We start from the raw sequence: 22658 nt of genomic DNA on the forward strand, positions 1-22658 counted from the left end.
CAGACTGTGCACTTTCCAAATTTACGAGCGCTATTCCGGGCATTTTCATGAAAAAAATGACTATTCTTGGTTCGACAGGGTCTGTCGGCACCAGCACGCTTTCCGTTGTCCGGTCTAATCCTGACGATTTTTCCGTTAAAGCACTGGTTGCAGGGCGTAATGTTGACGTTATGGCGCAGCAGTGTCTCGAGTTTCACCCTGAATACGCTTCGATGGCGGATGAACCGTCTGCCCGCGCGCTGAGAGCCATTCTGGCAGAACACGCAAGCCGTACTGAGGTGCTTTCTGGCTCTGATGCTGCGGCTGAACTGGCTGCTCTTGATGATGTGGATCAGGTGCTGTCGGCTATAGTGGGTGCAGCGGGCTTGTTACCGACACTCGCCGCTGTGCGCGCAGGTAAACAGGTACTTCTGGCGAATAAAGAATCGCTGGTGACCTGCGGGCGCATTTTTATGGACGCAGTCCGCCAGAGTCAGTCTCAGCTATTGCCTATCGACAGTGAGCACAACGCGATTTTCCAGAGTTTGCCTGAATCTGTTCAGAAACAACTGGGATATGCTTCCCTCGAAAGCCATGGGATCTCTCGCATTATTTTAACCGGATCCGGTGGCCCGTTCCGCGAATTGCCGTTGGATAAATTCCGTGATGTCACACCGGATCAGGCTTGTGCACATCCTAACTGGTCTATGGGACGTAAAATTTCCGTCGACTCAGCCACCATGATGAACAAAGGGCTGGAATATATTGAAGCCCGCTGGTTATTTAATGCCTCTGCGGCTGAAATGGAAGTGATTATTCATCCGCAATCTGTGATCCATTCCATGGTGCGTTATTGCGATGGTAGCGTGCTGGCTCAGTTGGGCTCACCGGATATGCGCACCCCGATTGCGCATGCGATGGCGTATCCGCACAGAGTCACAACCGAAGTCGAAGCGCTGGATTTTTGTAATATGGGTGCGATGACTTTCAGTGCACCGGATTACATCCGTTATCCTTGTTTGCAACTCGCTATTGAAGCCAGCAACACCGGTCAGGCAGCAACGACGGCACTGAATGCCGCAAATGAAATTTCAGTGGCTGCGTTCCTCAATGGCAAGATTCGTTTTACCGACATTGCTTTCCTGAATCGACAGGTGATGGAGCAGATAGTGAGTGCTGAACCTGATTCTGTTGAGGAAGTGTTGGAGATCGACGCACAGGCGAGAGCCAGTGCGTGTGAGAAACTTCATAGATTTGCGCTCTAAGGCTATTTTTGTACTTATGCAGCAGTTTGTTAGCATCACATTGAAATGGTATAGTCTGCGCCACACTGACAGTAGATTTGGCTTTTCAGAGCCTGAATGTTAAAGGTGGAATCGGTGATCTGTCTGTGTAAGCCGTGCCTGCAAGGGAGACACGGCTTTTTTGCGCGTGTAGTCGCATCAGCGACAGAAAGGTAGGCCGCCAGCGGGCGTCAGCCAGAAGAATGTTATGCCAGCCAGAAAGCCGTTGTGTTCTGATAAAAGGAAATGAGTACGCGTTATGTCCCTCGAAAATCAACAGATGTCTGATATGTATTGCGCTCAGCCTCGCCATGTTGCCATTATCATGGACGGTAACGGACGCTGGGCAAAACGTCAGGGTAAAATGAGGGTGTTCGGTCATAAAGCGGGAGTGAAGTCGGTGCGCAAAGCGGTGAGTTTTGCTGCCAGTCATCATCTCGATGCACTCACGCTTTATGCCTTTAGCAGTGAAAACTGGAATCGTCCGGCTCAGGAAGTCTCTGCATTGATGGAGTTGTTTGTCCGTGCATTAGACAGTGAAATTAAAAGCCTGCATAAACATAATGTCAGGCTTCGGGTCATTGGCGATGTCAGTCGCTTTAGTGCTCGTCTGCAGGAACGCATTCGTCGTTCAGAAACACTTACTCAAAATAACGACGGACTTACCCTGAACATTGCTGCGAACTATGGTGGCCGATGGGATATTATTCAAGGCGTTAAAACGCTGGCGGGTCAGGTTGAAGCGGGCACACTGCGGGCAGAACAGATTACCGAAGAATTGCTGAATTCAGCGGTCTGTATGAGTGAACTGGCACCTGTCGATTTGGTGATCAGAACCGGTGGGGAACATAGGATCAGTAACTTTTTGCTGTGGCAAATTGCTTACGCGGAGCTCTATTTTACCGATGTCCTCTGGCCTGATTTTGATGAAAATACCTTTGAAGGTGCGCTGACGGCTTTTGCCCATCGCGAGCGCCGCTTCGGAGGGACTACACCTATCGGCGCTGATGCGTCCTAGGGAGAACATTTGCTGAAGTATCGCATTATCACAGCTCTGATTTTAATACCGATTGTTATTGCAGCACTCTTTTTGTTACCGCCTGTCGGTTTTGCCATCGTGACGTTAGTTGTGTGCATGTTGGCTGCGTGGGAGTGGGGACAACTGGCCGGTTTTGCAAGCCGTAATCAGCGCATATGGCTGGCTATATTATGTGGTTTTCTGCTGGCGGCGATGATGCTGAGCATTCCGGCTTACCAGCAAAGCGTGCATTTGTTGCAAGTCGCAGGCTCCTTATGGGCAGCGCTTGCCTGGTGGTGTCTGGCCCTGGTGCTGGTGGTTGGGTATCCGGCTTCGGCAGCCTTCTGGCGCCACTCTCGTGTGCTGCGCTTGGTCTTTGGCATACTGACCATTGTGCCTTTCTTTTGGGGGATGGTCGCACTGCGCCAATACGGTTATGCGGAAAATCATCATACTGGCGCATGGTGGTTGTTATATGTGATGCTACTGGTCTGGGGGGCGGACTCCGGTGCTTACCTGTTTGGTAAATTACTGGGTAAGCATAAGCTTGCTCCTAAAGTATCCCCGGGAAAAACCTGGGAAGGGTTTACTGGCGGTCTTCTGACTTCAGCCCTGATAGCCTGGCTATTTGGCCGCTATGCGCCTCTTGATGTGGTACCTTCAACCTTATTAATTTGTTCCGTTGTGGCTGCACTGGCGTCTGTGCTGGGCGACCTGACGGAAAGTATGTTCAAACGCGAAGCAGGTATCAAAGACAGTGGTCATATGATCCCGGGTCATGGCGGTATACTGGACCGTATCGACAGCCTGACGGCTGCAGTCCCTGTATTCGCCTGTCTGATGCTGTTAGTGTATTAATCCGTCCATGACGGTAGAAGTTTTCTAAGGAATAGTTAGACATATGATGAACATACTCTGGAGCCTGGCCGCCTTTATCGTCGCATTGGGGGTGCTTATCACCGTGCACGAGTTCGGCCACTTCTGGGTTGCTCGTCGTTGTGGTGTCCGTGTTGAACGTTTTTCTGTCGGGTTTGGACGTGCGCTATGGCGCCGTACTGACCGTCAGGGGACCGAGTATGTTCTGGCCATCATTCCGCTCGGGGGCTACGTTAAGATGCTCGACGAGCGTGTCGAGGCAGTCGCGCCTGAATTTCGTCACCAATCTTTCAATAACAAAAAAATCTGGCAACGTGCTGCTATCATCAGTGCCGGACCTGTCGCTAATTTCATTTTTGCGGTTTTTGCTTACTGGCTGGTTTTCGTCATCGGCGTGCCGAGCGTGCGTCCTGTCGTGGCAAATGTCACTGTCAATTCAGTTGCCGCACAATCCAATATTTCGCCCGGAATGGAACTAAAATCTGTTGCTGGTATCGAAACGCCTGATTGGGATTCAGTTCGCATGGCGTTAATGGGCGAAATTGGTGATGATCAAACGACGGTTGGCGTGGCGCAATTTGGCTCGTCCCAGGTCGTTGAGAAAACCCTGGATCTGCGTCAATGGCACTTTGATCCTGAAAAGCAGGATCCCGTGGTATCTCTGGGTATGATTCCGAGAGGGCCGCAGATAGAATCTGTTCTGCAGGAGGTGCAGCCAGATTCAGCCGCTCAAAAGGCGGGTTTGCAAGCCGGGGACAGGATCGTTAAAGTCGATGGTCAGATTCTGGAAAGTTGGCAGTCTTTTGTCATCCAGGTAAGGGACAATCCGGGTAAACCCATCGCGCTGGAGGTTGAAAGGGCAGGAAATCCTGTCACGTTAACACTGACGCCGGACACGAAGTCCGCAGGCAAAGGCAAAATACAGGGTTTTGCTGGTGTGGTACCGAAGGTGATACCGCTGCCTGATGAGTATAAAACAATCCGTCAGTATGGTCCGTTTGTGGCGTTTTATGAAGCCGGGGATAAAACCTGGCAACTGATGAAACTCACTGTGAGCATGCTGGGTAAGTTAATTACCGGAGATGTGAAGCTGAACAATCTGAGTGGCCCAATCTCCATCGCACAGGGCGCAGGAATGTCAGCTGAATATGGTTTGGTGTCTTATCTCACGTTTTTGGCGCTCATTAGCGTCAATCTGGGGATCATCAACCTCTTCCCATTACCGGTATTAGATGGTGGACACCTGCTGTTTCTCGCAATAGAAAAGCTTAAGGGTGGGCCAGTTTCCGAGCGAGTTCAGGACTTCAGTTACCGCATTGGTTCAGTTTTGCTGGTGTTGTTGATGGGGCTTGCACTTTTCAATGATTTCTCCCGTCTTTAAGACCGGAGATTAGGTTAGGAAGAACGCATAACAACGATGGCGATCAAAAAGTTGCTCATAGCGTCGCTGCTGTTTGGCAGCGCCACCGTATACGGTGCAGACGGTTTCGTAGTGAAAGATATTCATTTCGAAGGCCTGCAGCGAGTTGCCGTCGGTGCGGCGTTACTCAATATGCCGGTTCGCGTCGGTGATACGGTGACTGACGATGATATCAGTAATACCATCCGTGCTTTGTTTGCCACTGGCAACTTTGAGGACGTTCGTGTCCTGCGCGATGGTAATTCTCTGATTGTTCAGGTCAAAGAACGTCCAACCATTGCCAGCATTACTTTCTCCGGTAACAAATCGGTGAAAGATGACATGCTCAAGCAAAACCTGGAGGCCTCTGGCGTCCGTGTTGGCGAAGCTCTTGACCGTACAACCATCGGTAGCATCGAGAAAGGTCTCGAAGACTTCTATTACAGCGTCGGTAAATACAGTGCATCGGTAAAAGCGGTTGTGACCCCATTGCCACGTAACCGTGTTGATCTGAAGCTGGTCTTCACCGAAGGTGTTTCTGCGAAAATTCAGCAGATCAACATTGTGGGTAACCATGCCTTCACAACCGATGATCTGATTTCACGCTTCCAACTGCGTGATGAAGTGCCATGGTGGAACGTAGTCGGTGACCGTAAATATCAGAAACAAAAACTCGCGGGTGACCTTGAAACCTTGCGCAGTTTTTATCTGGATCGCGGTTATGCCCGTTTCAACATTGATTCGACTCAGGTCAGCCTGACGCCGGACAAAAAAGGCATCTATATTACGCTCAACATTACAGAAGGTGAGCAATACAAACTTTCTGGCGTTGAAGTAACGGGCAGCATGGCCGGTCACTCGGCAGAAGTTCAAAGCCTGACTAAAATTGATAAGGGCGAGTTGTATAACGGCGCCAAAGTCACCAAAATGGAAAACGACATTAAGCAGATGCTGGGGCGTTATGGCTATGCTTATCCTCGTGTGACGACTCAGCCAGAAATTAATGATGCAGACAAAACCGTCAAACTGCATATCAACGTTGATGCGGGAAACCGTTTCTATGTTCGTCATATCCGGTTTGAAGGCAATGACACCAGTAAGGACAGCGTACTTCGCCGTGAAATGCGTCAGATGGAAGGAGCCTGGTTGGGCAACGATCTGGTCGATAAAGGTAAAGAGCGTCTGAACCGTCTGGGCTACTTCGAAACCGTGGATGTAGATACACAGCGTGTTCCAGGTTCCCCTGATCAGGTTGATGTCGTCTACAAAGTGAAAGAACGTAACACGGGTAGCTTTAACTTTGGTGTGGGTTACGGTACTGAGAGTGGTGTCAGCTTCCAGGTAGGCGTCCAGCAGGATAACTGGCTGGGTACAGGTAATTCCGTTGGCATCAGCGGGACTAAAAATGACTACCAGACATATGCAGAATTCACTATCACTGACCCTTACTTCACGGTCGATGGTGTAAGTCTGGGCGGCCGCATCTTCTATAACGACTTTAAAGCAGATGATGCAGACCTCTCCAGCTATACCAACAGAAGTTACGGTATTGGCGGTAATCTTGGTTTCCCAATCAATGAGAACAACTCATTGCGGTTAGGGATAGATTACGTCCATAACGATCTGTCCAATATGGAGCCACAGATCGCCATGTTCCGTTATCTGAACTCTGTCGGGCTAAAACCGCCGGTGACCACCAGTGACAATGCGGATGCTGACTTCAGTGCGAATGACTTCTTTGCCAATCTCGGCTGGGGTTATAACAATCTCGACCGCGGCTACTTCCCGACATCCGGGACGAAAGCCAGCCTGAACGGTAAAGTGACTGTCCCTGGTTCTGATAACGAATACTACAAAATTACATTTGATTCAACCAGTTATATGCCACTGAATCAGGACCGTGATTGGGTGCTGATGGGCCGTGCGCGTGCAGGTTACGCAGATGGTCTTGGGGGTAAAGAAGTTCCGTTCTACGACAACTTCTATGCTGGCGGTTCAAGCAGTGTTCGTGGTTTCCAATCGAATACCATTGGTCCTAAAGCGGCATATTACAAGTGTACTACGGCTAATACGTCTTACAGTGGCTGTCCGATTGATAATTCAAACGACGCAGTTGGCGGTAACGCAATGGCAGTATTGAGTGCGGAATTGATTGTTCCTACTCCATTTGTTAGTGAGAAATACGCTAACTCATTGCGTACTTCCCTGTTCGTGGACAGCGGTACTGTGTGGGATACAGGTTGGGAAAATACGCCGCAGACATTGGCAGCTGGTGTTCCTGATTACAGTAAACCAGGTAATATTCGTGTTTCTTCAGGTCTTGCGTTGCAGTGGATGTCTCCACTTGGACCATTGGTGTTCTCCTACGCACAACCGGTCAAGAAATATGAAGGCGATAAGGCAGAACAGTTCCAGTTTAACATTGGTAAAACCTGGTAACGTTCTGTCAGGGCAGAAGTTGTTCAGCGGAATCGCAATGGCCTGATGAAAAATCTCATACACGGGTTTCGGCCCGTGTATTGTTTTCGTATCAGGTGTTTTGTGTAATTTAATGTGCCACATGGCACAACGGGTGATGGAAGGAGTTTATAGTGAAAAAGTGGTTATATGCCGCAGGCCTCGGTTTAGTGATGGCTTCTTCAGCTAGCGTTCAGGCTGCTGATAAAATTGCTATCGTTAACGTAGCAAGTATTTTCCAACAAATGCCTGCGCGTGAAGCTGTAGCAAAGCAACTGGAAAACGAGTTCAAAAGCCGTGCGACAGATTTGCAATCTCAGGAACGTGATCTGCAAACCAAAATGCAACGTCTGCAACGTGATGGCTCTACAATGAAAGCCAGTGAACGTTCTAAACTTGAAAAAGACGTGATGGCTCAGCGTGAAGCGTTCTCTGCTAAAGCGCAGCAATTCGATCAAGACAACCGTCGTCGTCAGGGCGAAGAACGTAACAAAATTCTGAGCCGTATTCAGGACGCTGTGAAAACTGTAGCAAGTAAAGAAGGTTATGACGTTGTTATCGATGCTAATGCCATTGCATATGCTGACAATAGCAAAGACATTACTGCTGATGTGCTGAAACAGGTTAAATAAACATGTCTTCAATTCGACTGGCTGATCTCGCACAGCAGTTGGATGCACAATTGCACGGTGATGGCGAAATTGCCATCACCGGCGTTGCTTCAATGCATTCCGCACACTCTGAGCAAATCACGTTTTTATCAAACAGCCGTTACCGTGAACAGTTGGCTTTCTGCAATGCAGGTGCCGTAGTGTTGACCGAAGCGGATCTGCCATTTTGCCCGACAGCGGCATTAGTGGTTAAAAACCCTTACCTGACGTACGCCCGGATGGCGCAATTGCTGGATACCACGCCAGCACCGGCACAGGATATCGCAGCGAGTGCGGTGATTTCAGACAGTGCAACACTAGGTAAGAATGTCTCGGTTGGCGCAAATGCAGTCATCGAATCAGGCGTTGCATTGGGTGACAACGTTGTCATCGGTGCAGGTTGCTTTATCGGTAAAGAGGCAAAAATCGGCGCAGGCACACGGTTGTGGGCCAATGTTTCTATTTATCACCGCGTTGAAATCGGTGAGCAGTGTCTGATTCAGTCAGGTACCGTGATCGGTGCTGATGGTTTTGGTTATGCCAACGATCGTGGCAACTGGGTCAAAATTCCACAGCTGGGGACTGTCATTATCGGTGACCGCGTTGAAATCGGTGCCTGTACCACGATTGACCGTGGTGCACTCGACGACACCATCATTAGCAATGGCGTTATCATTGATAACCAATGTCAGATTGCACACAACGTCGTGATTGGAGACAATACGGCAGTTGCTGGCGGTGTTATTATGGCCGGTAGCCTGAAAATTGGGCGCTACTGCCAGATCGGCGGAGCCAGTGTTATCAATGGTCACATGGAGATTTGTGATCAGGCTGTAGTGACGGGAATGGGAATGGTAATGCGACCAATCACTGAACCTGGGGTATACTCCTCCGGTATCCCATTACAGCCGAATAAAGTTTGGCGTAAGACGGCTGCATTGGTAATGAATATCGACGAGATGAATAAGCGCCTGAAAGCTGTCGAGCGTAAAATCGAAAAAGATTAATTACCACCTACGGTGCTGCTTTGTGTTCCCTTCGTTGAGTGAACCTGCGACATACGTTCCTATTTGCGGCCTGCCTGATGACCTTCTTTTAGGGTCTGGCAGGCCGTGTTATTGATGCCATCAGTTTTTATAGACAGGAAGAGTATTTTGACTACTGACACTCATACTCTGCGTATTGAAGAGATACTGGATTTACTGCCACACCGTTACCCGTTCTTGCTGGTTGATCGCGTGTTGGATTTTGAAAAAGGGAAATTTTTGCGCGCTGTGAAAAACGTTTCTTTTAATGAACCGTTCTTCCAGGGCCACTTTCCAGGCAAACCGATTTTCCCTGGCGTTTTGATTCTGGAAGCGATGGCTCAGGCTACTGGCATTCTGGCGTTTAAAAGCGTGGGAAAACTGGAGCCTGGCGAACTGTATTATTTTGCAGCAATCGACGATGCACGCTTTAAACGTCCGGTCTTGCCGGGTGACCAGATGGTTCTGGAAGTTGAATTCATTAAAGAGCGTCGTGGCGTTGCTCGTTTCAAAGGTGTCGCGAAAGTCGATGGTGAGATCGCTTGCGAGGCATCAATGATGTGCGCCCGTCGCCGGGAGTCTTAATACATGATTGATAATACCGCCTTTATTCATCCAAGCGCTATTGTTGAAGACGGTGCCATTATTGGTGCCGGAGTTCATATCGGTCCTTTCTGCTACGTGGGGTCTCAGGTAGAAATTGGTGAAGGTACCGAGCTTAAATCACACGTAGTTCTTAATGGCGTGACCAAAATTGGTCGCGATAACCGCATTTTTCAGTTTGTTTCTATTGGTGAAATTAACCAGGATCTGAAATATGCCGGTGAACCAACACGCGTTGAAGTTGGCGATCGCAACAATATTCGTGAGAGCGTTACCATTCATCGTGGTACTGTTCAGGGCGGTGGTCTGACAAAAGTGGGCAGTGATAACCTGTTGATGGTTAACGCACATATTGCCCATGATTGTGTCATTGGAAATCGCTGTATTTTGGCGAACAACGCGACCCTGGGTGGTCACGTTGAGGTGGATGATTTTGCGATCATTGGCGGTATGACGGCGGTACATCAGTTCTGTATTATCGGTGAGCATGTGATGGTTGGGGGATGTTCCGGGGTGGCTCAGGACATTCCTCCGTTTGTCATTGCGCAAGGTAACCATGCAACACCTTTCGGCATCAATATCGAAGGGCTTAAGCGCCGTGGTTTCGAAAAAGCCGATCTGCATGCTATCCGTAATGCTTATAAATTACTGTATCGCAGTGGTAAAACACTGGAAGAAGCACAACCGGAAATCGCTGCTATCGCGGCTGAATTCCCGAAAGCTAAACCATTCAGTGACTTCTTTGCGCGTTCAACGCGTGGCATTATTCGCTGATCTGCGCTACGGAAAACAATGCAAAAGCCTGTTCTGACAATTGGCCTGGTGGCCGGTGAAACGTCCGGTGATATTCTTGGCGCCGGACTGATTCGAGCCTTGAAGAAGCATCATCCTGATGCCCGTTTTGTTGGGGTCGCAGGTCCGCTGATGCAGGCGGAAGGATGCGAAGCCTGGTACGAAATGGAAGAACTGGCGGTAATGGGCGTGGTGGAAGTTCTTGAACGACTGCCACGTCTGTTGAAAATCCGCAAAGATCTGACCAAACGCTTTAGCGAGCTGAAGCCTGATGTATTTGTGGGCATCGATGCCCCGGATTTCAACATCACGCTGGAAGGGCGTTTGAAGCAGCGCGGTATCCGCACTATTCATTATGTCAGCCCGTCTGTCTGGGCCTGGCGCCAAAAGCGCGTTTTCAAAATCGGGAAAGCCACTGATCTGGTTTTGGCATTTCTGCCTTTTGAAAAAGCGTTTTATGACAAATTCAATGTTCCTTGTCGTTTCATTGGTCATACGATGGCCGATGCAATGCCGTTGCATCCGGACAAACAGGCTGCACGTTTGTCACTCGGTATTCCAGAGGATGTGCACTGTCTGGCGTTATTGCCGGGAAGCCGCCATGCAGAAGTAGAAATGCTCAGCGCGGATTTTCTGAAAACAGCCTTACAGCTGCGGCAAACCTATCCTGATTTACACATCGTAGTGCCGTTGGTCAATGCCAAACGTCGCGGGCAGTTTGAGCGAATTAAGGCTGAGATTGCGCCTGACTTACCTGCGCATTTACTGGATGGCAAAGGTCGGGAAGCGATGATTGCCAGTGATGCTGCTTTGCTGGCATCAGGAACAGCAGCGCTTGAATGTATGCTGGCCAAATGTCCGATGGTGGTGGGTTACCGTATGAAGCCTTTCACTTTCTGGCTGGCTGAGCGTCTGGTGAAAACGCCCTATGTTTCGTTGCCAAACCTGCTGGCACGACGGGAAATTGTCACCGAATTACTGCAAACTGAATGTGTGCCGGACAAGCTTTCCGCCGCCTTGCTGCCGTTACTGGCAGGGGGGGAGAAAAGTCAGGCACTGCGTGAGACATTCCTTGAATTACATGAAAGTATTCGTCGTGACGCAGATGAACAGGCTGCTCAGGCTGTCATGGAGCTGGCAAACCGATGAACGATGTATTTATCTATCCACAAGCCGTTTGTATCGCCGGCGTGGATGAAGTAGGGCGCGGCCCGTTAGTCGGTGCCGTTGTCACCGCTGCCGTGATTCTTGATCCCGCGAATCCGATTACCGGGCTGGCAGATTCAAAAAAACTCTCCGAAAAACGCCGCGAGGCGTTATATATCGAAATCAAAGAGAAAGCACTGGCCTGGAGTCTCGGGCGCGCTGAGCCTCATGAAATCGATGAACTGAATATTTTGCATGCCACCATGCTGGCCATGCAAAGAGCTGTTGCCGGTTTATGCATCACGCCTGATATGGTGCTGATTGATGGTAACCGTTGTCCTGCACTTCCGATGGCCTCCCAGGCGGTAGTAAAAGGGGACAGTAAAGTCGCTGAAATCAGCGCCGCCTCTATTCTGGCTAAAGTCACCCGCGACCGTGAAATGGTTGAACTGGATCTTCAGTTCCCCGAATATGGTTTTGCGAAGCACAAGGGCTATCCGACGCCGGTGCACCTTGAAAGTCTTGCCCGTCTTGGAGCCACTACACACCACCGTCGAAGTTTCTCTCCGGTGAAACGCGCGCTCGGGCTGGCATAACGTATCATTTGTCCCTGCCCGTTTTTATTGCTAAAAAAGACAGGCACACAAACCCTTAATTCACTCATTTCTGGACTCTGGATATGGCCGAACCTCGTTTTATTCATCTGCGTGTACATAGCGACTATTCCATGGTGGATGGGCTTGCGAAGGTAGGCCCGCTGGTGAAATGCGCAGCGTCACTCGGCATGCCTGCTCTGGCGATTACCGATTTCACTAACTTGTGCGGACTGGTTAAGTTTTACGGCGCGGCACACGGCGCGGGCATAAAACCGATTATCGGTGCAGATGTGAATGTCCAAAGCGAAATCCTGGGTGATGAACTGGCACAGCTGACGGTTCTGGCGATGAATAATCAGGGCTACCAGAACCTGACGTTATTAATTTCCAGAGCGTATCAGCGCGGTTACGGCGCCGCCGGCCCGATCGTTGATCTCGAATGGCTGGCAGAACTGAATGAAGGTCTGATCCTGCTCTCCGGCGCGAGAATGGGTGATGTCGGTAAGTTTCTGATCCGCGGAAATGATCTGCAAGTCAGCCAGTGCCTGGATTTCTATCAGCAGTATTTCCCCGATCGCTATTATCTCGAATTGATCCGCACCGGCCGTGCAGACGAAGAAAACTATCTGCATGCGGCAGTCGCCCTGGCGACCGAACGTGGTTTGCCAGTAGTGGCAACCAACGATGTACGCTTTATGGTGCCGGGTGATTTTGATGCTCATGAGATTCGTGTCGCGATCCACGATGGCTTTACGCTCGATGACCCTAAACGTCCGCGAAATTACACATCTCAGCAATATATGCGCAGCGAAGATGAGATGTGCGAGCTGTTTGAGGATGTGCCTGAAGCGCTGCAAAACAGTGTGGAAATCGCCAAACGTTGTAATGTGACCATCCGTCTGGGTGAGTATTTTTTGCCGCAGTTCCCGACCGGTGATATGACCACCGAAGATTTTCTGGTCGAAAAATCAAAAATCGGACTGGAAGAACGCCTTGAGTTTTTATTCCCGAATCCGCAAGTGCGCGCACAAAGACGCCCTGAATATGACGAGCGTCTGGACATCGAACTTAAAGTTATTAACCAGATGGGTTTCCCCGGTTACTTCCTGATCGTAATGGAATTCATCCAGTGGTCGAAAGACAACAGCGTGCCTGTCGGGCCGGGGCGCGGTTCCGGTGCAGGTTCTCTCGTGGCGTATGCCCTGAAAATCACCGATCTGGATCCGCTCGAGTTTGACCTGCTGTTCGAACGTTTCCTTAATCCTGAACGTGTTTCCATGCCCGACTTTGACGTCGACTTCTGCATGGAAAAACGCGACCGTGTCATCGATCACGTGTCAGAAATGTATGGCCGCGAAGCGGTCTCGCAGATCATCACTTTCGGTACGATGGCGGCCAAAGCGGTAATCCGCGATGTGGGCCGGGTTCTGGGTCATCCTTATGGTTTCGTTGATCGCATTTCCAAACTGGTGCCCCCTGATCCTGGGATGACGCTTGAAAAAGCATTTGCCGCTGAGCCGCAATTACCAGAGATCTACGAAGCTGACGAAGAAGTTAAGTCGCTTATCGACATGGCGCGTCAGCTTGAAGGTGTCACCCGTAACGCCGGTAAACATGCCGGTGGTGTGGTGATTGCGCCCACCAAAATTACCGACTTTGCGCCACTGTATTGCGATGCCGAAGGTAACCATCCGGTCACGCAGTTCGATAAAAATGACGTGGAATACGCAGGACTGGTGAAATTCGACTTCCTCGGCCTGCGCACGCTGACCATCATCGACTGGGCACTGGAGATGATCAACGCCCGCCGGGCGAAAGCCGGTGAGGCACCGCTGGACATTGCGGCCATCCCGCTGGATGACAAAAAAAGCTTCGACATGCTGCAACGCTCGGAAACCACGGCGGTATTCCAGCTTGAATCACGTGGTATGAAGGATTTGATCAAACGTCTGAAGCCTGACAGCTTCGAAGATATGATCGCACTGGTGGCGCTGTTCCGCCCGGGCCCGTTGCAGTCCGGCATGGTGGATAACTTTATTGACCGCAAACACGGTCGCGAAGAGATTTCCTATCCGGATATCCAGTGGCAGCATGAATCGCTGAAACCTGTGCTGGAGCCGACCTACGGCATTATCCTGTATCAGGAACAGGTTATGCAGATTGCGCAGGTTCTGGCCGGTTACTCGCTGGGTGGCGCAGACATGCTCCGCCGTGCGATGGGTAAGAAAAACCCGGTGGAGATGGCCAAACAGCGTGGTGGCTTTGAAGAAGGGGCCAAATCTCGCGGTATTGACGGCGAACTGGCGATTAAAATCTTCGATCTGGTAGAGAAATTTGCCGGTTACGGTTTTAACAAATCTCACTCAGCGGCTTATGCTTTAGTGTCGTATCAGACGCTGTGGCTGAAAGCGCACTATCCGGCGGAATTCATGGCAGCGGTAATGACGGCTGATATGGATAACACCGAAAAGGTGGTCGGACTGGTGGATGAATGCTGGCGTATGGGGCTGAAAATTTTGCCGCCTGATATCAACAGCGGCCTTTATCATTTCCACGTCAACGATGAAGGCGAAATTGTTTACGGCATCGGCGCGATTAAAGGCGTGGGTGAAGGCCCGATTGAAGCCATTATTGAAGCGCGTAACGAAGGTGGCTATTTCAAAGAACTGTTTGATCTTTGCGCGCGTGCTGACGTCAAAAAGCTTAATAAACGTATCCTCGAAAAGCTGATTATGTCCGGGGCGTTTGACCGTCTGGGACCCCATCGTGCCGCGCTGATGAGTTCCTTAAGCGACGCACTGAAAGCCGCAGATCAACATGCTAAAGCTGAGGCAATTGGTCAGGTTGATATGTTTGGTGTGCTGGCAGAAGCACCTGAGCAGGTTGAGAAATCTTACGCGAATGTAATGCCATGGCCGGAACAAACGGTTCTGGATGGCGAACGTGAGACGCTCGGTCTGTATCTGACCGGCCATCCTATTACCCAATATTTGAAAGAAATTGAACGTTATGGCGGTGGCCAGCGTTTGAAAGATATGCACCCGACGGAACGGGGCAAAATGACCGTCGCGGTCGGGCTTGTCCTTGCTGCACGCGTGATGGTCACCAAGCGGGGTAACCGTATTGGGATCTGTACACTTGACGACCGTTCGGGTCGTCTTGAAGTCATGTTGTTCACTGAAGCATTGGAAAAATTCCAGCATTTATTGGAAAAAGACCGTATCCTTATCGCCACAGGACAGGTCAGCTTTGATGACTTCAGTGGCGGGCTTAAAATGATGGCCCGCGATATAATGGACATCAGTGAAGCACGGGAAAAATATGCTCGCGGTCTTGCTATCTCGCTGACTGACAGGCAAATTGATGACCAGCTTTTGAACCGTCTCCGCCAATCGTTGGAACCTCATCGATCGGGGACGATACCAGTGCATCTGTATTACCAACGAGAAAACGCAAGAGCCCGGCTACGATTCGGGGCGTCATGGCGTGTTACGCCAACGGACAAACTATTGCTGGATTTGCGAGGCCTGGTCGGTACAGAGCAGGTGGAACTGGAATTTGACTAAAATAGGAATGCTATGAGTCTGAATTTTCTTGATTTTGAACAGCCGATTGCGGAACTGGAAGCGAAAATTGACTCGCTGACTGCAGTCAGCCGTCAAGACGAAAAATTAGATATTAATCTGGACGAAGAAGTTGCACGCTTGCGCGAGAAAAGCGTTGAACTGACTCGTAAGATTTTCTCTGATCTGGGTGCCTGGCAAATTGCCCAACTGGCACGCCATCCTCGTCGCCCTTATACGCTCGATTACATCAAACATATCTTCACTGATTTTGATGAACTGGCGGGTGATCGTGCATTCGCAGACGATAAAGCTATCGTTGGCGGTATCGCCCGTTTGGGTGAACGTGCTGTGATGATCATTGGTCATCAGAAAGGCCGTGAAACGAAAGAGAAAATTCGTCGTAACTTCGGTATGCCCGCTCCCGAGGGGTATCGCAAAGCGTTACGTCTGATGGAAATGGCTGAGCGTTTCAAACTGCCAATTATCACCTTTATCGACACGCCGGGTGCATATCCGGGCGTGGGTGCTGAAGAACGTGGTCAGTCTGAAGCGATCGCCCGTAACCTGCGCGAAATGTCTCGTCTGAACGTCCCGGTTATCTGTACCGTTATTGGTGAGGGCGGTTCCGGTGGCGCACTGGCTATCGGCGTGGGCGATAAAGTTAACATGCTGCAATACAGCACCTATTCGGTTATCTCACCGGAAGGTTGTGCGTCAATTCTGTGGAAGAGCGCGGATAAAGCCCCTCTTGCTGCGGAAGCGATGGGCATCATTGCACCGCGTCTGAAAGAACTGAAACTGATCGACTCCGTTATCCCTGAACCATTGGGCGGCGCTCACCGTAACGTAGAAGCAATGGCGGCTTCCCTGCGCGCACAGCTGGAAGCTGACCTCAGTGATCTTGATGTTCTGAGTACAGAAGAACTGCGTAACCGTCGTTATCAGCGTCTGATGACTTACGGCTACTGCTGATTTTGTTCGTTATTTCAAAAGGCCACGCAAAGCGTGGCCTTTTTTATTGTCCGTTTTCATCGCTGGATCTTTCCAGCATTCTTAAATATTCCTCCATTCACTGTAAACGCATCGGTAAAGGGTACACAGCAGGTACTAACCGTGTTTCTATAATTACCTGAGAGAATAAACAACAGAAGGATTTGTCAGATGAATATTATCGCTATCATGCGCCCGGAAGGGGCTTACTACAAAGACGAGCCGATCCGTGAACTGGATAGTGCGCTGACGCTTCTTGGTTTTCAGGTCATTTATCCACGTGACCGCGCAGATCTGCTCAAACTCATCGAAAATAATGCCCGTATTTGCGGCGCAATTTTTGACTGGGATCAGCACAGTGAAGAGCTGTGTACAGCCATTAATGAGCTGAATGAATATCTGCCGCTGTACGCTTTCATCAATACGCATTCAACGCTTGATGTGGACGTTAATGAAATGCGCATGGTGCTCTATTTCTTTGAATATGCCCTGAGTGCGGCTGAGGATATTGCCAAACGCATCCGCCAGTACACTGATGAATACATCGATACCATTACGCCACCGCTGACTAAAGCGCTATTTACATATGTTGAAGAAGGGAAATATACTTTTTGTACGCCCGGACATATGGCCGGTACAGCGTTTTTAAAAAGCCCTGTCGGAACGTTGTTCTATGATTTCTTCGGGGCCAAAACACTGAAAGCCGATGTGTCGATTTCTGTGACGGAGCTTGGCTCCCTGCTTGACCACACGGGGCCGCATCTCGAGGCGGAGGAATATATCGCCCGTACTTTCGGTGCCGAGCAAAGTTATATTGTTACTAATGGCACTTCAACAGCCAATAAAATCGTCGGAATGTATGCGGCACCGGCGGGCAGTACGGTACTGATTGACCGCAACTGTCATAAATCGCTCGCCCATCTGATGATGATGACCAATATCGTACCGGTTTATTTGCGGCCCAATCGCAACGCGTATGGCATTCTTGGCGGAATTCCTAAGCGTGAATTCACCCGCGAAAGTATCGAAGAGAAAATTGCGCAGACCGCGGGCGCTACCTGGCCTGTCCACGCCGTGATCACTAACTCTACCTACGACGGCTTGCTGTACAACACAGATTACATCAAAAGCACACTGGATGTTCCGTCGATTCATTTCGATTCCGCATGGGTGCCATACACTAATTTTCATCCGATTTATGACGGTAAAAGCGGAATGAGCGGCGAGCGCATTCCGGGGAAAGTCATTTACGAAACACAATCAACGCACAAACTACTGGCAGCTTTCTCGCAGGCCTCAATGATTCACATTAAGGGCGATTACAATGAAAGTACCTTTAATGAAGCTTATATGATGCACACTACAACATCACCTAATTACGGTATTGTGGCTTCCGCAGAAACGGCCGCAGCGATGTTGCGTGGTAATCCAGGACGACGTCTCATTAACCGTTCGGTTGAACGTGCACTACATTTCCGTAAAGAGATCCAGCGGTTACGCGAAGAAACTGAGGGTTGGTTCTTTGATATCTGGCAGCCTGAGCATATTGATGAGGCCGAGTGCTGGCCATTGAATCCTGATCAGAACTGGCATGGTTTTGCGCACGCAGATGCCGATCATATGTTTCTGGATCCGATCAAAGTGACGATCCTGACACCAGGCATGGATGAAACAGGTAAGCTGGAAGAGGAGGGGATCCCGGCGGCGCTGGTAGCCAAATTCCTGGATGAACGTGGGGTAGTTGTTGAAAAAACAGGCCCGTACAATCTGCTTTTCCTGTTCAGTATCGGCATTGATAAAACCAAATCTATGAGTCTGATGCGCGGCCTGACGGATTTTAAGCGCAGTTATGATCTTAACCTGCGCATTAAAAATATGCTGCCGGATTTATATGCGGAAGATCCTGATTTTTATCGCAACATGCGTATTCAGGATCTGGCGCAAGGGATCCATAAACTGATTGTTCGTCACGATTTGCCACGCTTAATGCTGGAGGCGTTTGATGTGCTGCCGGAAATGAAAATGACGCCCTACGAAATGTTCCAGCATCAGGTTCGTGGCCATGTTGATGAATGCGACATTGACGAACTGGTCGGCAAAGTATCAGCAAACATGATCCTGCCTTATCCGCCGGGAGTACCGGTGGTGATGCCGGGAGAGGTGATCACGGAAGAAAGCCGCGCCGTGCTCGATTTCCTGATCATGCTTTGCTCGATAGGCGAGCGTTATCCCGGCTTTGAAACCGATATTCATGGAACGCGGCTCACAGAAGACGGACGATATCTGGTCAAAGTCTTAAAGCTTCCGGAAGCCAGCTAGCAAACTGCCCTCTTCAGGAGGGCTTTTTATTGACGTGTCCGGATGCGCTGAGTAACGTGCAGATCATAAATCAACAGGACATGACTATGCTTAACCTTCGCCAGATCCACCACATCGCCATCATTGGCGCTGATTATCAGGCCAGCAAACACTTCTATTGTGACATTCTCGGGTTCACGTTGCTGGGTGAGTTTTACCGTGAGGAACGCGATTCCTGGAAAGCCGATCTTGCGCTCCAGGGTCAATACACCATTGAGCTATTCAGCTTCCCGCATCCGCCCGCCCGGCCAAGTCATCCTGAGGCATGCGGATTACGTCATCTGGCGTTCAGCGTTGAAAATATTGACCAGTCCGTTTCCGCACTTACCGAAGCGGGTATTATCTGTGAGCCCGTGAGAACCGATCCTCACACCGGTAAAAAATTCACTTTCTTCAACGATCCTGATGGCTTGCCGCTGGAACTGTACGAACCCTGATAATCTTATGAATTCAAAACCGGCGACATTTCTTTTACAACACCTGCACAATAAAATCGGTGATGCACGAAAACTTTGCGTGGCGTTCAGTGGCGGGCTGGATTCTTCCGTGCTGCTCGCTGGCCTGGCAGAATTACGCGACAACGCGTTGCCGGACATCAGGCTGCGTGCATTGCATATCCATCACGGATTAAGCCAGTTTGCTGATGACTGGGTCGCGCACTGCCAGACATTTTGTCTGCAGCGAGATATCCCTTTCTCCGTGATTAAAGTGCAGGTCAATGCGCAGGATGGTGGGATCGAAGCGGCGGCACGAACGGCACGCTATCAGGCATTCTCTGAAAGCCTGACGGCCGGTGAAGTGCTACTGACAGCACAGCACCTGAATGACCAATGCGAAACCTTTATGCTGGCGCTTAAACGTGGGAGCGGGCCTGCTGGTCTCTCGGCGATGAGCGCGGGCAGTTCGGCTCAGGGATATCGTTTGTTACGGCCTTTACTTGATCTAAGTCGTAACCAGCTTGAGGCTTACGCCACGCAGCATCAGCTTGCCTGGATCGAAGACGACAGCAACCGGGATTCACGCTTTGATCGTAACTTTTTGCGGCTGGATATTTTGCCTGATCTTTATGCCCGCTGGCCTCACTTTGCTCAGGCTACAGCCCGTAGCGCGTTACTTTGCGCAGAGCAGGAAGCGTTGCTGGATGAATTACTCAGTGAATCTTTGAAAACACTCACTGACCAGCAAGGCAGTTTGTCGGTAGACGGGCTGAGACATGTCTCGGCGGTGAGGCGCTCTGCGTTATTACGACGCTGGCTGGGAGCATGTGGCGCAAGAATGCCTTCGCGTGAGCAATTGCAGAGAATATGGGACGAAGTCGCTTTAAGTCGCGAAGATGCGCAGGCGCAGTTAGTGCTGGGGAAAATGATGGTCCGGCGTTTCCGTCAGCGTCTGTATGTATTGCCGGAACACCAGCCTCTTAAAGATCAGATCCTCTGTTGGGATCCGGTCGAAAAACTGGTGCTGCCAGACGGTCTGGGTTGTCTGATTGCGGATCATGTTCTTACCGCGCAGACGGCTGATTGTTTGATCCGCCAGCCACGTGCTGATGAAAAGATCACTGTGCGATTTCAGGTACAGGGAATTATCGAAAAGGTCGGGCGGGATCGTGCCCGTCAGGCAAAAAAATTGTGGTCTGAATTAGGTGTGCCTCCATGGGAGCGGGATCGTATTCCTTTGATTTATTATAATGATCAACTGATGGCTGCACCGGGTTGGTTTACTACCCGCCAGTCTCTTACTGAAAATAACGAAGCGTTATGGCGGATCGTCTGGTCAGCTGCGTAATAAACAAAAGAGCACTTTATTGGGGCTGTGGTCATTTGCCTGAGGGAATAGTGATGCAAGTCGGGGAAAGAACGGTGGCAGGAATCGCACTGTTAATGTTAATCACTTCACCTGCCCTGGCAGGCGGAAACGTGACTGACGGGCAGTCTAAATCAGCCAGTTGTGCGGCATGCCACGGTGTAGCGGGTAAAGCTGTTAATTCGATTTACCCTAATCTGGCAGGGCAAAATGAAGATTATCTGGCGCTTTCGTTGCATGCTTATAAGAAAGGTGAGAGAAGTGGCGGGCAGGCGGGTGTGATGCAGGCTTTCAGTTCGTCATTATCTGATGAGGATATCAGTGATTTGTCGGCCTATTACGCCAGTCTGACACCGCTGCAAAAATAAGCTTATCGTAAAATGCAAACGGGCAATCCTGAGATTGCCCGTGAGTTAAATTGACGATCGTTATCGCTATTCAGCGCTGACGACAACGGTGCCAATTTCCGGATGGCTAAAGCTTTCAATGTGATCCAGACGAAGATCCCGTTGTTCGCCGTTGACCTCAACCACCAGATATTCCACTTTTTTACGCATTAACAGATCGTTGGCTTTTGCCTCAACGACTTCTCCGCTACGCATCTTCAGCGTCAAAACCAGATGATGCTGGCAGGCGAGCTCAAGATTATCGTAGTCATCACAATTGATGGGTTGGTACTCATCATTCATCGACATAATCGCTCACCAATAAGTTAGCGGCGGCGTAGGCCGCCTGATCCCTAACGGAAGACGGAAGGTCAGCATTCGCTGCGACTTCGTCCAATGCTTTCAATACACAGCCCAATGCATCGGGCACATATCCGAGATCGCCGCTGGCGATTTCAGAATATTTACGGCGTACCAACTCACAGTATCGTTGCATAAGTTCTCCCTAAAAAGCGTATCCCTCTGAGGAAAGCGCAGAAAGATAAGCTCTCAGTATTTACCGACTATAGCACAGGAGAGTGTGAGTTATTAGCAGGCCTGTAAAGGTAAATCGTTTGTGTAAAACCATTATTGAGGATGACCATCGGGGGAAAACTGGTCGCGGCAGGATGCTTTCAAGTACACTGTGCGTCTATTATCAAGGGGTTTACCATGGCGTTAAAAGCAACCATTTATAAAGCAGCGGTCAACATCGCTGATATGGATCGTAATTTCTTTCATGACGCCAGCCTGACTCTGGCACAGCATCCTTCCGAAACAGAACAGCGCATGATGCTGCGCCTGCTGGCATGGATTTATCATGCTGACGAACGACTGACTTTTACCCGCGGATTAAGTGCAGAGGACGAACCCGAAATCTGGCGTAAGAATGATCACAATGGCATCGAACTGTGGGTCGAATTAGGACTACCCGATGAGAAGCGTCTGAAAAAAGCCTGTAACCAATCGCGCGAAGTCGTGCTTTACGCGTATGGTGAGCGTGCGGCAAAAGTCTGGTGGTCACAAATGGAGGGGAAAGTCAGAGGTTTTGAGAACCTGCGTATCCGTTATTTAGAAGATGAGTTGCTCAATCAGTTGACCGCTTTTGGCAACCGTACCATGAACTTACAGGCGACTTTGCAGGACGGAACTATTTGGCTTTCTGATGCTCAGAGTAATTTAGAAATTCATTTTTCTGAATGGAAAGAGTCTGTTGTTAAAGAAGCAAGGTAATCAGTGTGTTAATTCTTTCCGGAAAACTGGAAATACCCGACAGCGAAATCGAATTAACCGCGATTCGCGCTCAGGGTAACGGCGGCCAGAACGTCAATAAAACATCAACGGCCATCCATTTGCGCTTTGATATTAAAGCGTCGAGTTTGCCAGAATACTATAAAGAGCGGTTACTGGCGTTTAATCATCATTCTGTTACTGCCGACGGCTGGGTCATTATCAAGGCTCAGGAATACCGGAGTCAGGAGATGAATCGTGAAGCGGCTTTGACCCGGCTGGGAGCATTGATTTCCCAGGCGATGGTGATAGAAAAAACGCGTCGTGCGACGAAACCAACCCGCGGGTCTAAAATTCGCCGGGTAGAAAGTAAGGTTCGCAAGGGTGCGACGAAAGCATTACGGGGCAAAATACGTTAGCCCTAAATTCGTGTTGCAGGACAATTTTTATCGCAGCACCAGG

General features: G+C 49.9%; 21 protein-coding genes. 19 read left to right on the forward strand and 2 right to left on the reverse strand.

The window, feature by feature from the left end:
* The first annotated feature begins 47 nt into the window (after window positions 1-47).
* The 17 genes from ispC to EVX52_RS21220 all read left to right on the forward strand — a co-directional run bounded on the left by ispC (window position 48) and on the right by EVX52_RS21220 (window position 20909).
* Window positions 48-1244, forward strand: coding sequence for a 1-deoxy-D-xylulose-5-phosphate reductoisomerase (ispC, locus tag EVX52_RS21140; protein WP_129954977.1), 1197 nt, complete (start codon window positions 48-50; stop codon window positions 1242-1244).
* A 277-nt stretch (window positions 1245-1521) separates the two neighbouring features.
* Window positions 1522-2280 (forward strand): (2E,6E)-farnesyl-diphosphate-specific ditrans,polycis-undecaprenyl-diphosphate synthase, encoded by a 759-nt coding sequence (gene ispU / locus EVX52_RS21145; protein ID WP_129954978.1) that lies wholly within the window; start codon window positions 1522-1524, stop codon window positions 2278-2280.
* Between the two features lie 9 nt (window positions 2281-2289).
* Window positions 2290-3138 (forward strand): phosphatidate cytidylyltransferase, encoded by an 849-nt coding sequence (gene cdsA, locus EVX52_RS21150; RefSeq protein WP_129954979.1) that lies wholly within the window; start codon window positions 2290-2292, stop codon window positions 3136-3138.
* Window positions 3139-3181: 43 nt separating this feature from the next.
* On the forward strand, window positions 3182-4537 hold the full coding sequence (gene rseP, locus EVX52_RS21155) for a sigma E protease regulator RseP (RefSeq protein ID WP_129954980.1): 1356 nt from the start codon (window positions 3182-3184) through the stop codon (window positions 4535-4537).
* 36 nt (window positions 4538-4573) lie between these two features.
* Window positions 4574-6994: an outer membrane protein assembly factor BamA gene (gene bamA, locus EVX52_RS21160; protein ID WP_129954981.1), complete on the forward strand. Its 2421-nt coding sequence runs from the start codon at window positions 4574-4576 to the stop codon at window positions 6992-6994.
* Window positions 6995-7146: 152 nt separating this feature from the next.
* Complete coding sequence (gene skp / locus EVX52_RS21165; RefSeq protein ID WP_129954982.1) at window positions 7147-7644, forward strand: molecular chaperone Skp; 498 nt, start codon at window positions 7147-7149, stop codon at window positions 7642-7644.
* Window positions 7645-7646: 2 nt separating this feature from the next.
* Window positions 7647-8669: a UDP-3-O-(3-hydroxymyristoyl)glucosamine N-acyltransferase gene (lpxD, locus tag EVX52_RS21170; protein ID WP_129992060.1), complete on the forward strand. Its 1023-nt coding sequence runs from the start codon at window positions 7647-7649 to the stop codon at window positions 8667-8669.
* Between the two features lie 114 nt (window positions 8670-8783).
* Complete coding sequence (gene fabZ / locus EVX52_RS21175; RefSeq protein ID WP_120163110.1) at window positions 8784-9272, forward strand: 3-hydroxyacyl-ACP dehydratase FabZ; 489 nt, start codon at window positions 8784-8786, stop codon at window positions 9270-9272.
* Between the two features lie 3 nt (window positions 9273-9275).
* Window positions 9276-10064 carry an acyl-ACP--UDP-N-acetylglucosamine O-acyltransferase gene (lpxA, locus tag EVX52_RS21180; protein WP_129992061.1) on the forward strand — a complete coding sequence of 263 codons (789 nt, stop codon included), beginning with the start codon at window positions 9276-9278 and terminating at the stop codon, window positions 10062-10064.
* 18 nt (window positions 10065-10082) lie between these two features.
* On the forward strand, window positions 10083-11231 hold the full coding sequence (gene lpxB, locus EVX52_RS21185; RefSeq protein ID WP_129992062.1) for a lipid-A-disaccharide synthase: 1149 nt from the start codon (window positions 10083-10085) through the stop codon (window positions 11229-11231).
* The gene (rnhB, locus tag EVX52_RS21190) at window positions 11228-11824 is read left to right on the forward strand and encodes a ribonuclease HII (protein ID WP_129954986.1); all 597 of its coding nucleotides are present in this window, start codon (window positions 11228-11230) and stop codon (window positions 11822-11824) included. The genes lpxB and rnhB overlap by 4 nt, the downstream gene beginning before the upstream one ends.
* Before the next feature lie 83 nt (window positions 11825-11907).
* Window positions 11908-15390, forward strand: coding sequence for a DNA polymerase III subunit alpha (gene dnaE / locus EVX52_RS21195; protein ID WP_129992063.1), 3483 nt, complete (start codon window positions 11908-11910; stop codon window positions 15388-15390).
* Window positions 15391-15402: 12 nt separating this feature from the next.
* Window positions 15403-16362 (forward strand): acetyl-CoA carboxylase carboxyl transferase subunit alpha, encoded by a 960-nt coding sequence (gene accA, locus EVX52_RS21200; protein WP_013574209.1) that lies wholly within the window; start codon window positions 15403-15405, stop codon window positions 16360-16362.
* A 189-nt stretch (window positions 16363-16551) separates the two neighbouring features.
* Window positions 16552-18699, forward strand: coding sequence for a lysine decarboxylase LdcC (locus EVX52_RS21205; RefSeq protein ID WP_129954988.1), 2148 nt, complete (start codon window positions 16552-16554; stop codon window positions 18697-18699).
* An 86-nt stretch (window positions 18700-18785) separates the two neighbouring features.
* The gene (locus EVX52_RS21210) at window positions 18786-19175 is read left to right on the forward strand and encodes a VOC family protein (RefSeq protein ID WP_129954989.1); all 390 of its coding nucleotides are present in this window, start codon (window positions 18786-18788) and stop codon (window positions 19173-19175) included.
* A gap of 7 nt (window positions 19176-19182) precedes the next feature.
* Window positions 19183-20523 carry a tRNA lysidine(34) synthetase TilS gene (gene tilS / locus EVX52_RS21215; RefSeq protein WP_129954990.1) on the forward strand — a complete coding sequence of 447 codons (1341 nt, stop codon included), beginning with the start codon at window positions 19183-19185 and terminating at the stop codon, window positions 20521-20523.
* Window positions 20524-20618: 95 nt separating this feature from the next.
* Window positions 20619-20909 (forward strand): cytochrome c, encoded by a 291-nt coding sequence (locus EVX52_RS21220; RefSeq protein WP_238483281.1) that lies wholly within the window; start codon window positions 20619-20621, stop codon window positions 20907-20909.
* Window positions 20910-20975: 66 nt separating this feature from the next.
* Here the strand turns inward: EVX52_RS21220 and rof are convergent, their stop codons facing one another.
* Together rof and EVX52_RS21230 are read right to left on the reverse strand one after the other, a co-directional pair.
* Window positions 20976-21236, reverse strand: coding sequence for a Rho-binding antiterminator (gene rof, locus EVX52_RS21225; protein WP_129992064.1), 261 nt, complete (start codon window positions 21234-21236; stop codon window positions 20976-20978).
* The gene (locus EVX52_RS21230; protein ID WP_129954993.1) at window positions 21223-21423 is read right to left on the reverse strand and encodes a YaeP family protein; all 201 of its coding nucleotides are present in this window, start codon (window positions 21421-21423) and stop codon (window positions 21223-21225) included. The genes rof and EVX52_RS21230 overlap by 14 nt, the downstream gene beginning before the upstream one ends.
* A 215-nt stretch (window positions 21424-21638) precedes the next feature.
* Here EVX52_RS21230 and EVX52_RS21235 point away from each other — a divergent pair, with 215 nt between their 5' ends.
* Window positions 21639-22199 (forward strand): YaeQ family protein, encoded by a 561-nt coding sequence (locus EVX52_RS21235; protein ID WP_129992065.1) that lies wholly within the window; start codon window positions 21639-21641, stop codon window positions 22197-22199.
* A gap of 5 nt (window positions 22200-22204) precedes the next feature.
* Window positions 22205-22615: an alternative ribosome rescue aminoacyl-tRNA hydrolase ArfB gene (arfB, locus tag EVX52_RS21240; RefSeq protein ID WP_129992066.1), complete on the forward strand. Its 411-nt coding sequence runs from the start codon at window positions 22205-22207 to the stop codon at window positions 22613-22615.
* Window positions 22616-22658 lie beyond the last annotated feature (43 nt).

It is taken from the genome of Rahnella sp. CFA14(1/10), from assembly GCF_004195095.1.
Taxonomy (GTDB): domain Bacteria; phylum Pseudomonadota; class Gammaproteobacteria; order Enterobacterales; family Enterobacteriaceae; genus Rahnella; species Rahnella perminowiae.

What these genes read in the sequence shown, in the direction of transcription:
- ispC (WP_129954977.1), top strand. Translation starts at nt 48, where the DNA reads ATGAAAAAAATGACTATTCTTGGTTCGACAGGGTCTGTCGGCACCAGC.
- ispU (WP_129954978.1), top strand. Translation starts at nt 1,522, where the DNA reads ATGTCCCTCGAAAATCAACAGATGTCTGATATGTATTGCGCTCAGCCT.
- rseP (WP_129954980.1), top strand. Translation starts at nt 3,182, where the DNA reads ATGATGAACATACTCTGGAGCCTGGCCGCCTTTATCGTCGCATTGGGG.
- bamA (WP_129954981.1), top strand. Translation starts at nt 4,574, where the DNA reads ATGGCGATCAAAAAGTTGCTCATAGCGTCGCTGCTGTTTGGCAGCGCC.
- lpxD (WP_129992060.1), top strand. Translation starts at nt 7,647, where the DNA reads ATGTCTTCAATTCGACTGGCTGATCTCGCACAGCAGTTGGATGCACAA.
- fabZ (WP_120163110.1), top strand. Translation starts at nt 8,784, where the DNA reads ATGCCATCAGTTTTTATAGACAGGAAGAGTATTTTGACTACTGACACT.
- lpxA (WP_129992061.1), top strand. Translation starts at nt 9,276, where the DNA reads ATGATTGATAATACCGCCTTTATTCATCCAAGCGCTATTGTTGAAGAC.
- lpxB (WP_129992062.1), top strand. Translation starts at nt 10,083, where the DNA reads ATGCAAAAGCCTGTTCTGACAATTGGCCTGGTGGCCGGTGAAACGTCC.
- rnhB (WP_129954986.1), top strand. Translation starts at nt 11,228, where the DNA reads ATGAACGATGTATTTATCTATCCACAAGCCGTTTGTATCGCCGGCGTG.
- dnaE (WP_129992063.1), top strand. Translation starts at nt 11,908, where the DNA reads ATGGCCGAACCTCGTTTTATTCATCTGCGTGTACATAGCGACTATTCC.
- accA (WP_013574209.1), top strand. Translation starts at nt 15,403, where the DNA reads ATGAGTCTGAATTTTCTTGATTTTGAACAGCCGATTGCGGAACTGGAA.
- EVX52_RS21205 (WP_129954988.1), top strand. Translation starts at nt 16,552, where the DNA reads ATGAATATTATCGCTATCATGCGCCCGGAAGGGGCTTACTACAAAGAC.
- EVX52_RS21210 (WP_129954989.1), top strand. Translation starts at nt 18,786, where the DNA reads ATGCTTAACCTTCGCCAGATCCACCACATCGCCATCATTGGCGCTGAT.
- tilS (WP_129954990.1), top strand. Translation starts at nt 19,183, where the DNA reads ATGAATTCAAAACCGGCGACATTTCTTTTACAACACCTGCACAATAAA.
- EVX52_RS21220 (WP_238483281.1), top strand. Translation starts at nt 20,619, where the DNA reads ATGTTAATCACTTCACCTGCCCTGGCAGGCGGAAACGTGACTGACGGG.
- rof (WP_129992064.1), bottom strand. Translation starts at nt 21,236, where the DNA reads ATGTCGATGAATGATGAGTACCAACCCATCAATTGTGATGACTACGAT.
- EVX52_RS21230 (WP_129954993.1), bottom strand. Translation starts at nt 21,423, where the DNA reads ATGCAACGATACTGTGAGTTGGTACGCCGTAAATATTCTGAAATCGCC.
- EVX52_RS21235 (WP_129992065.1), top strand. Translation starts at nt 21,639, where the DNA reads ATGGCGTTAAAAGCAACCATTTATAAAGCAGCGGTCAACATCGCTGAT.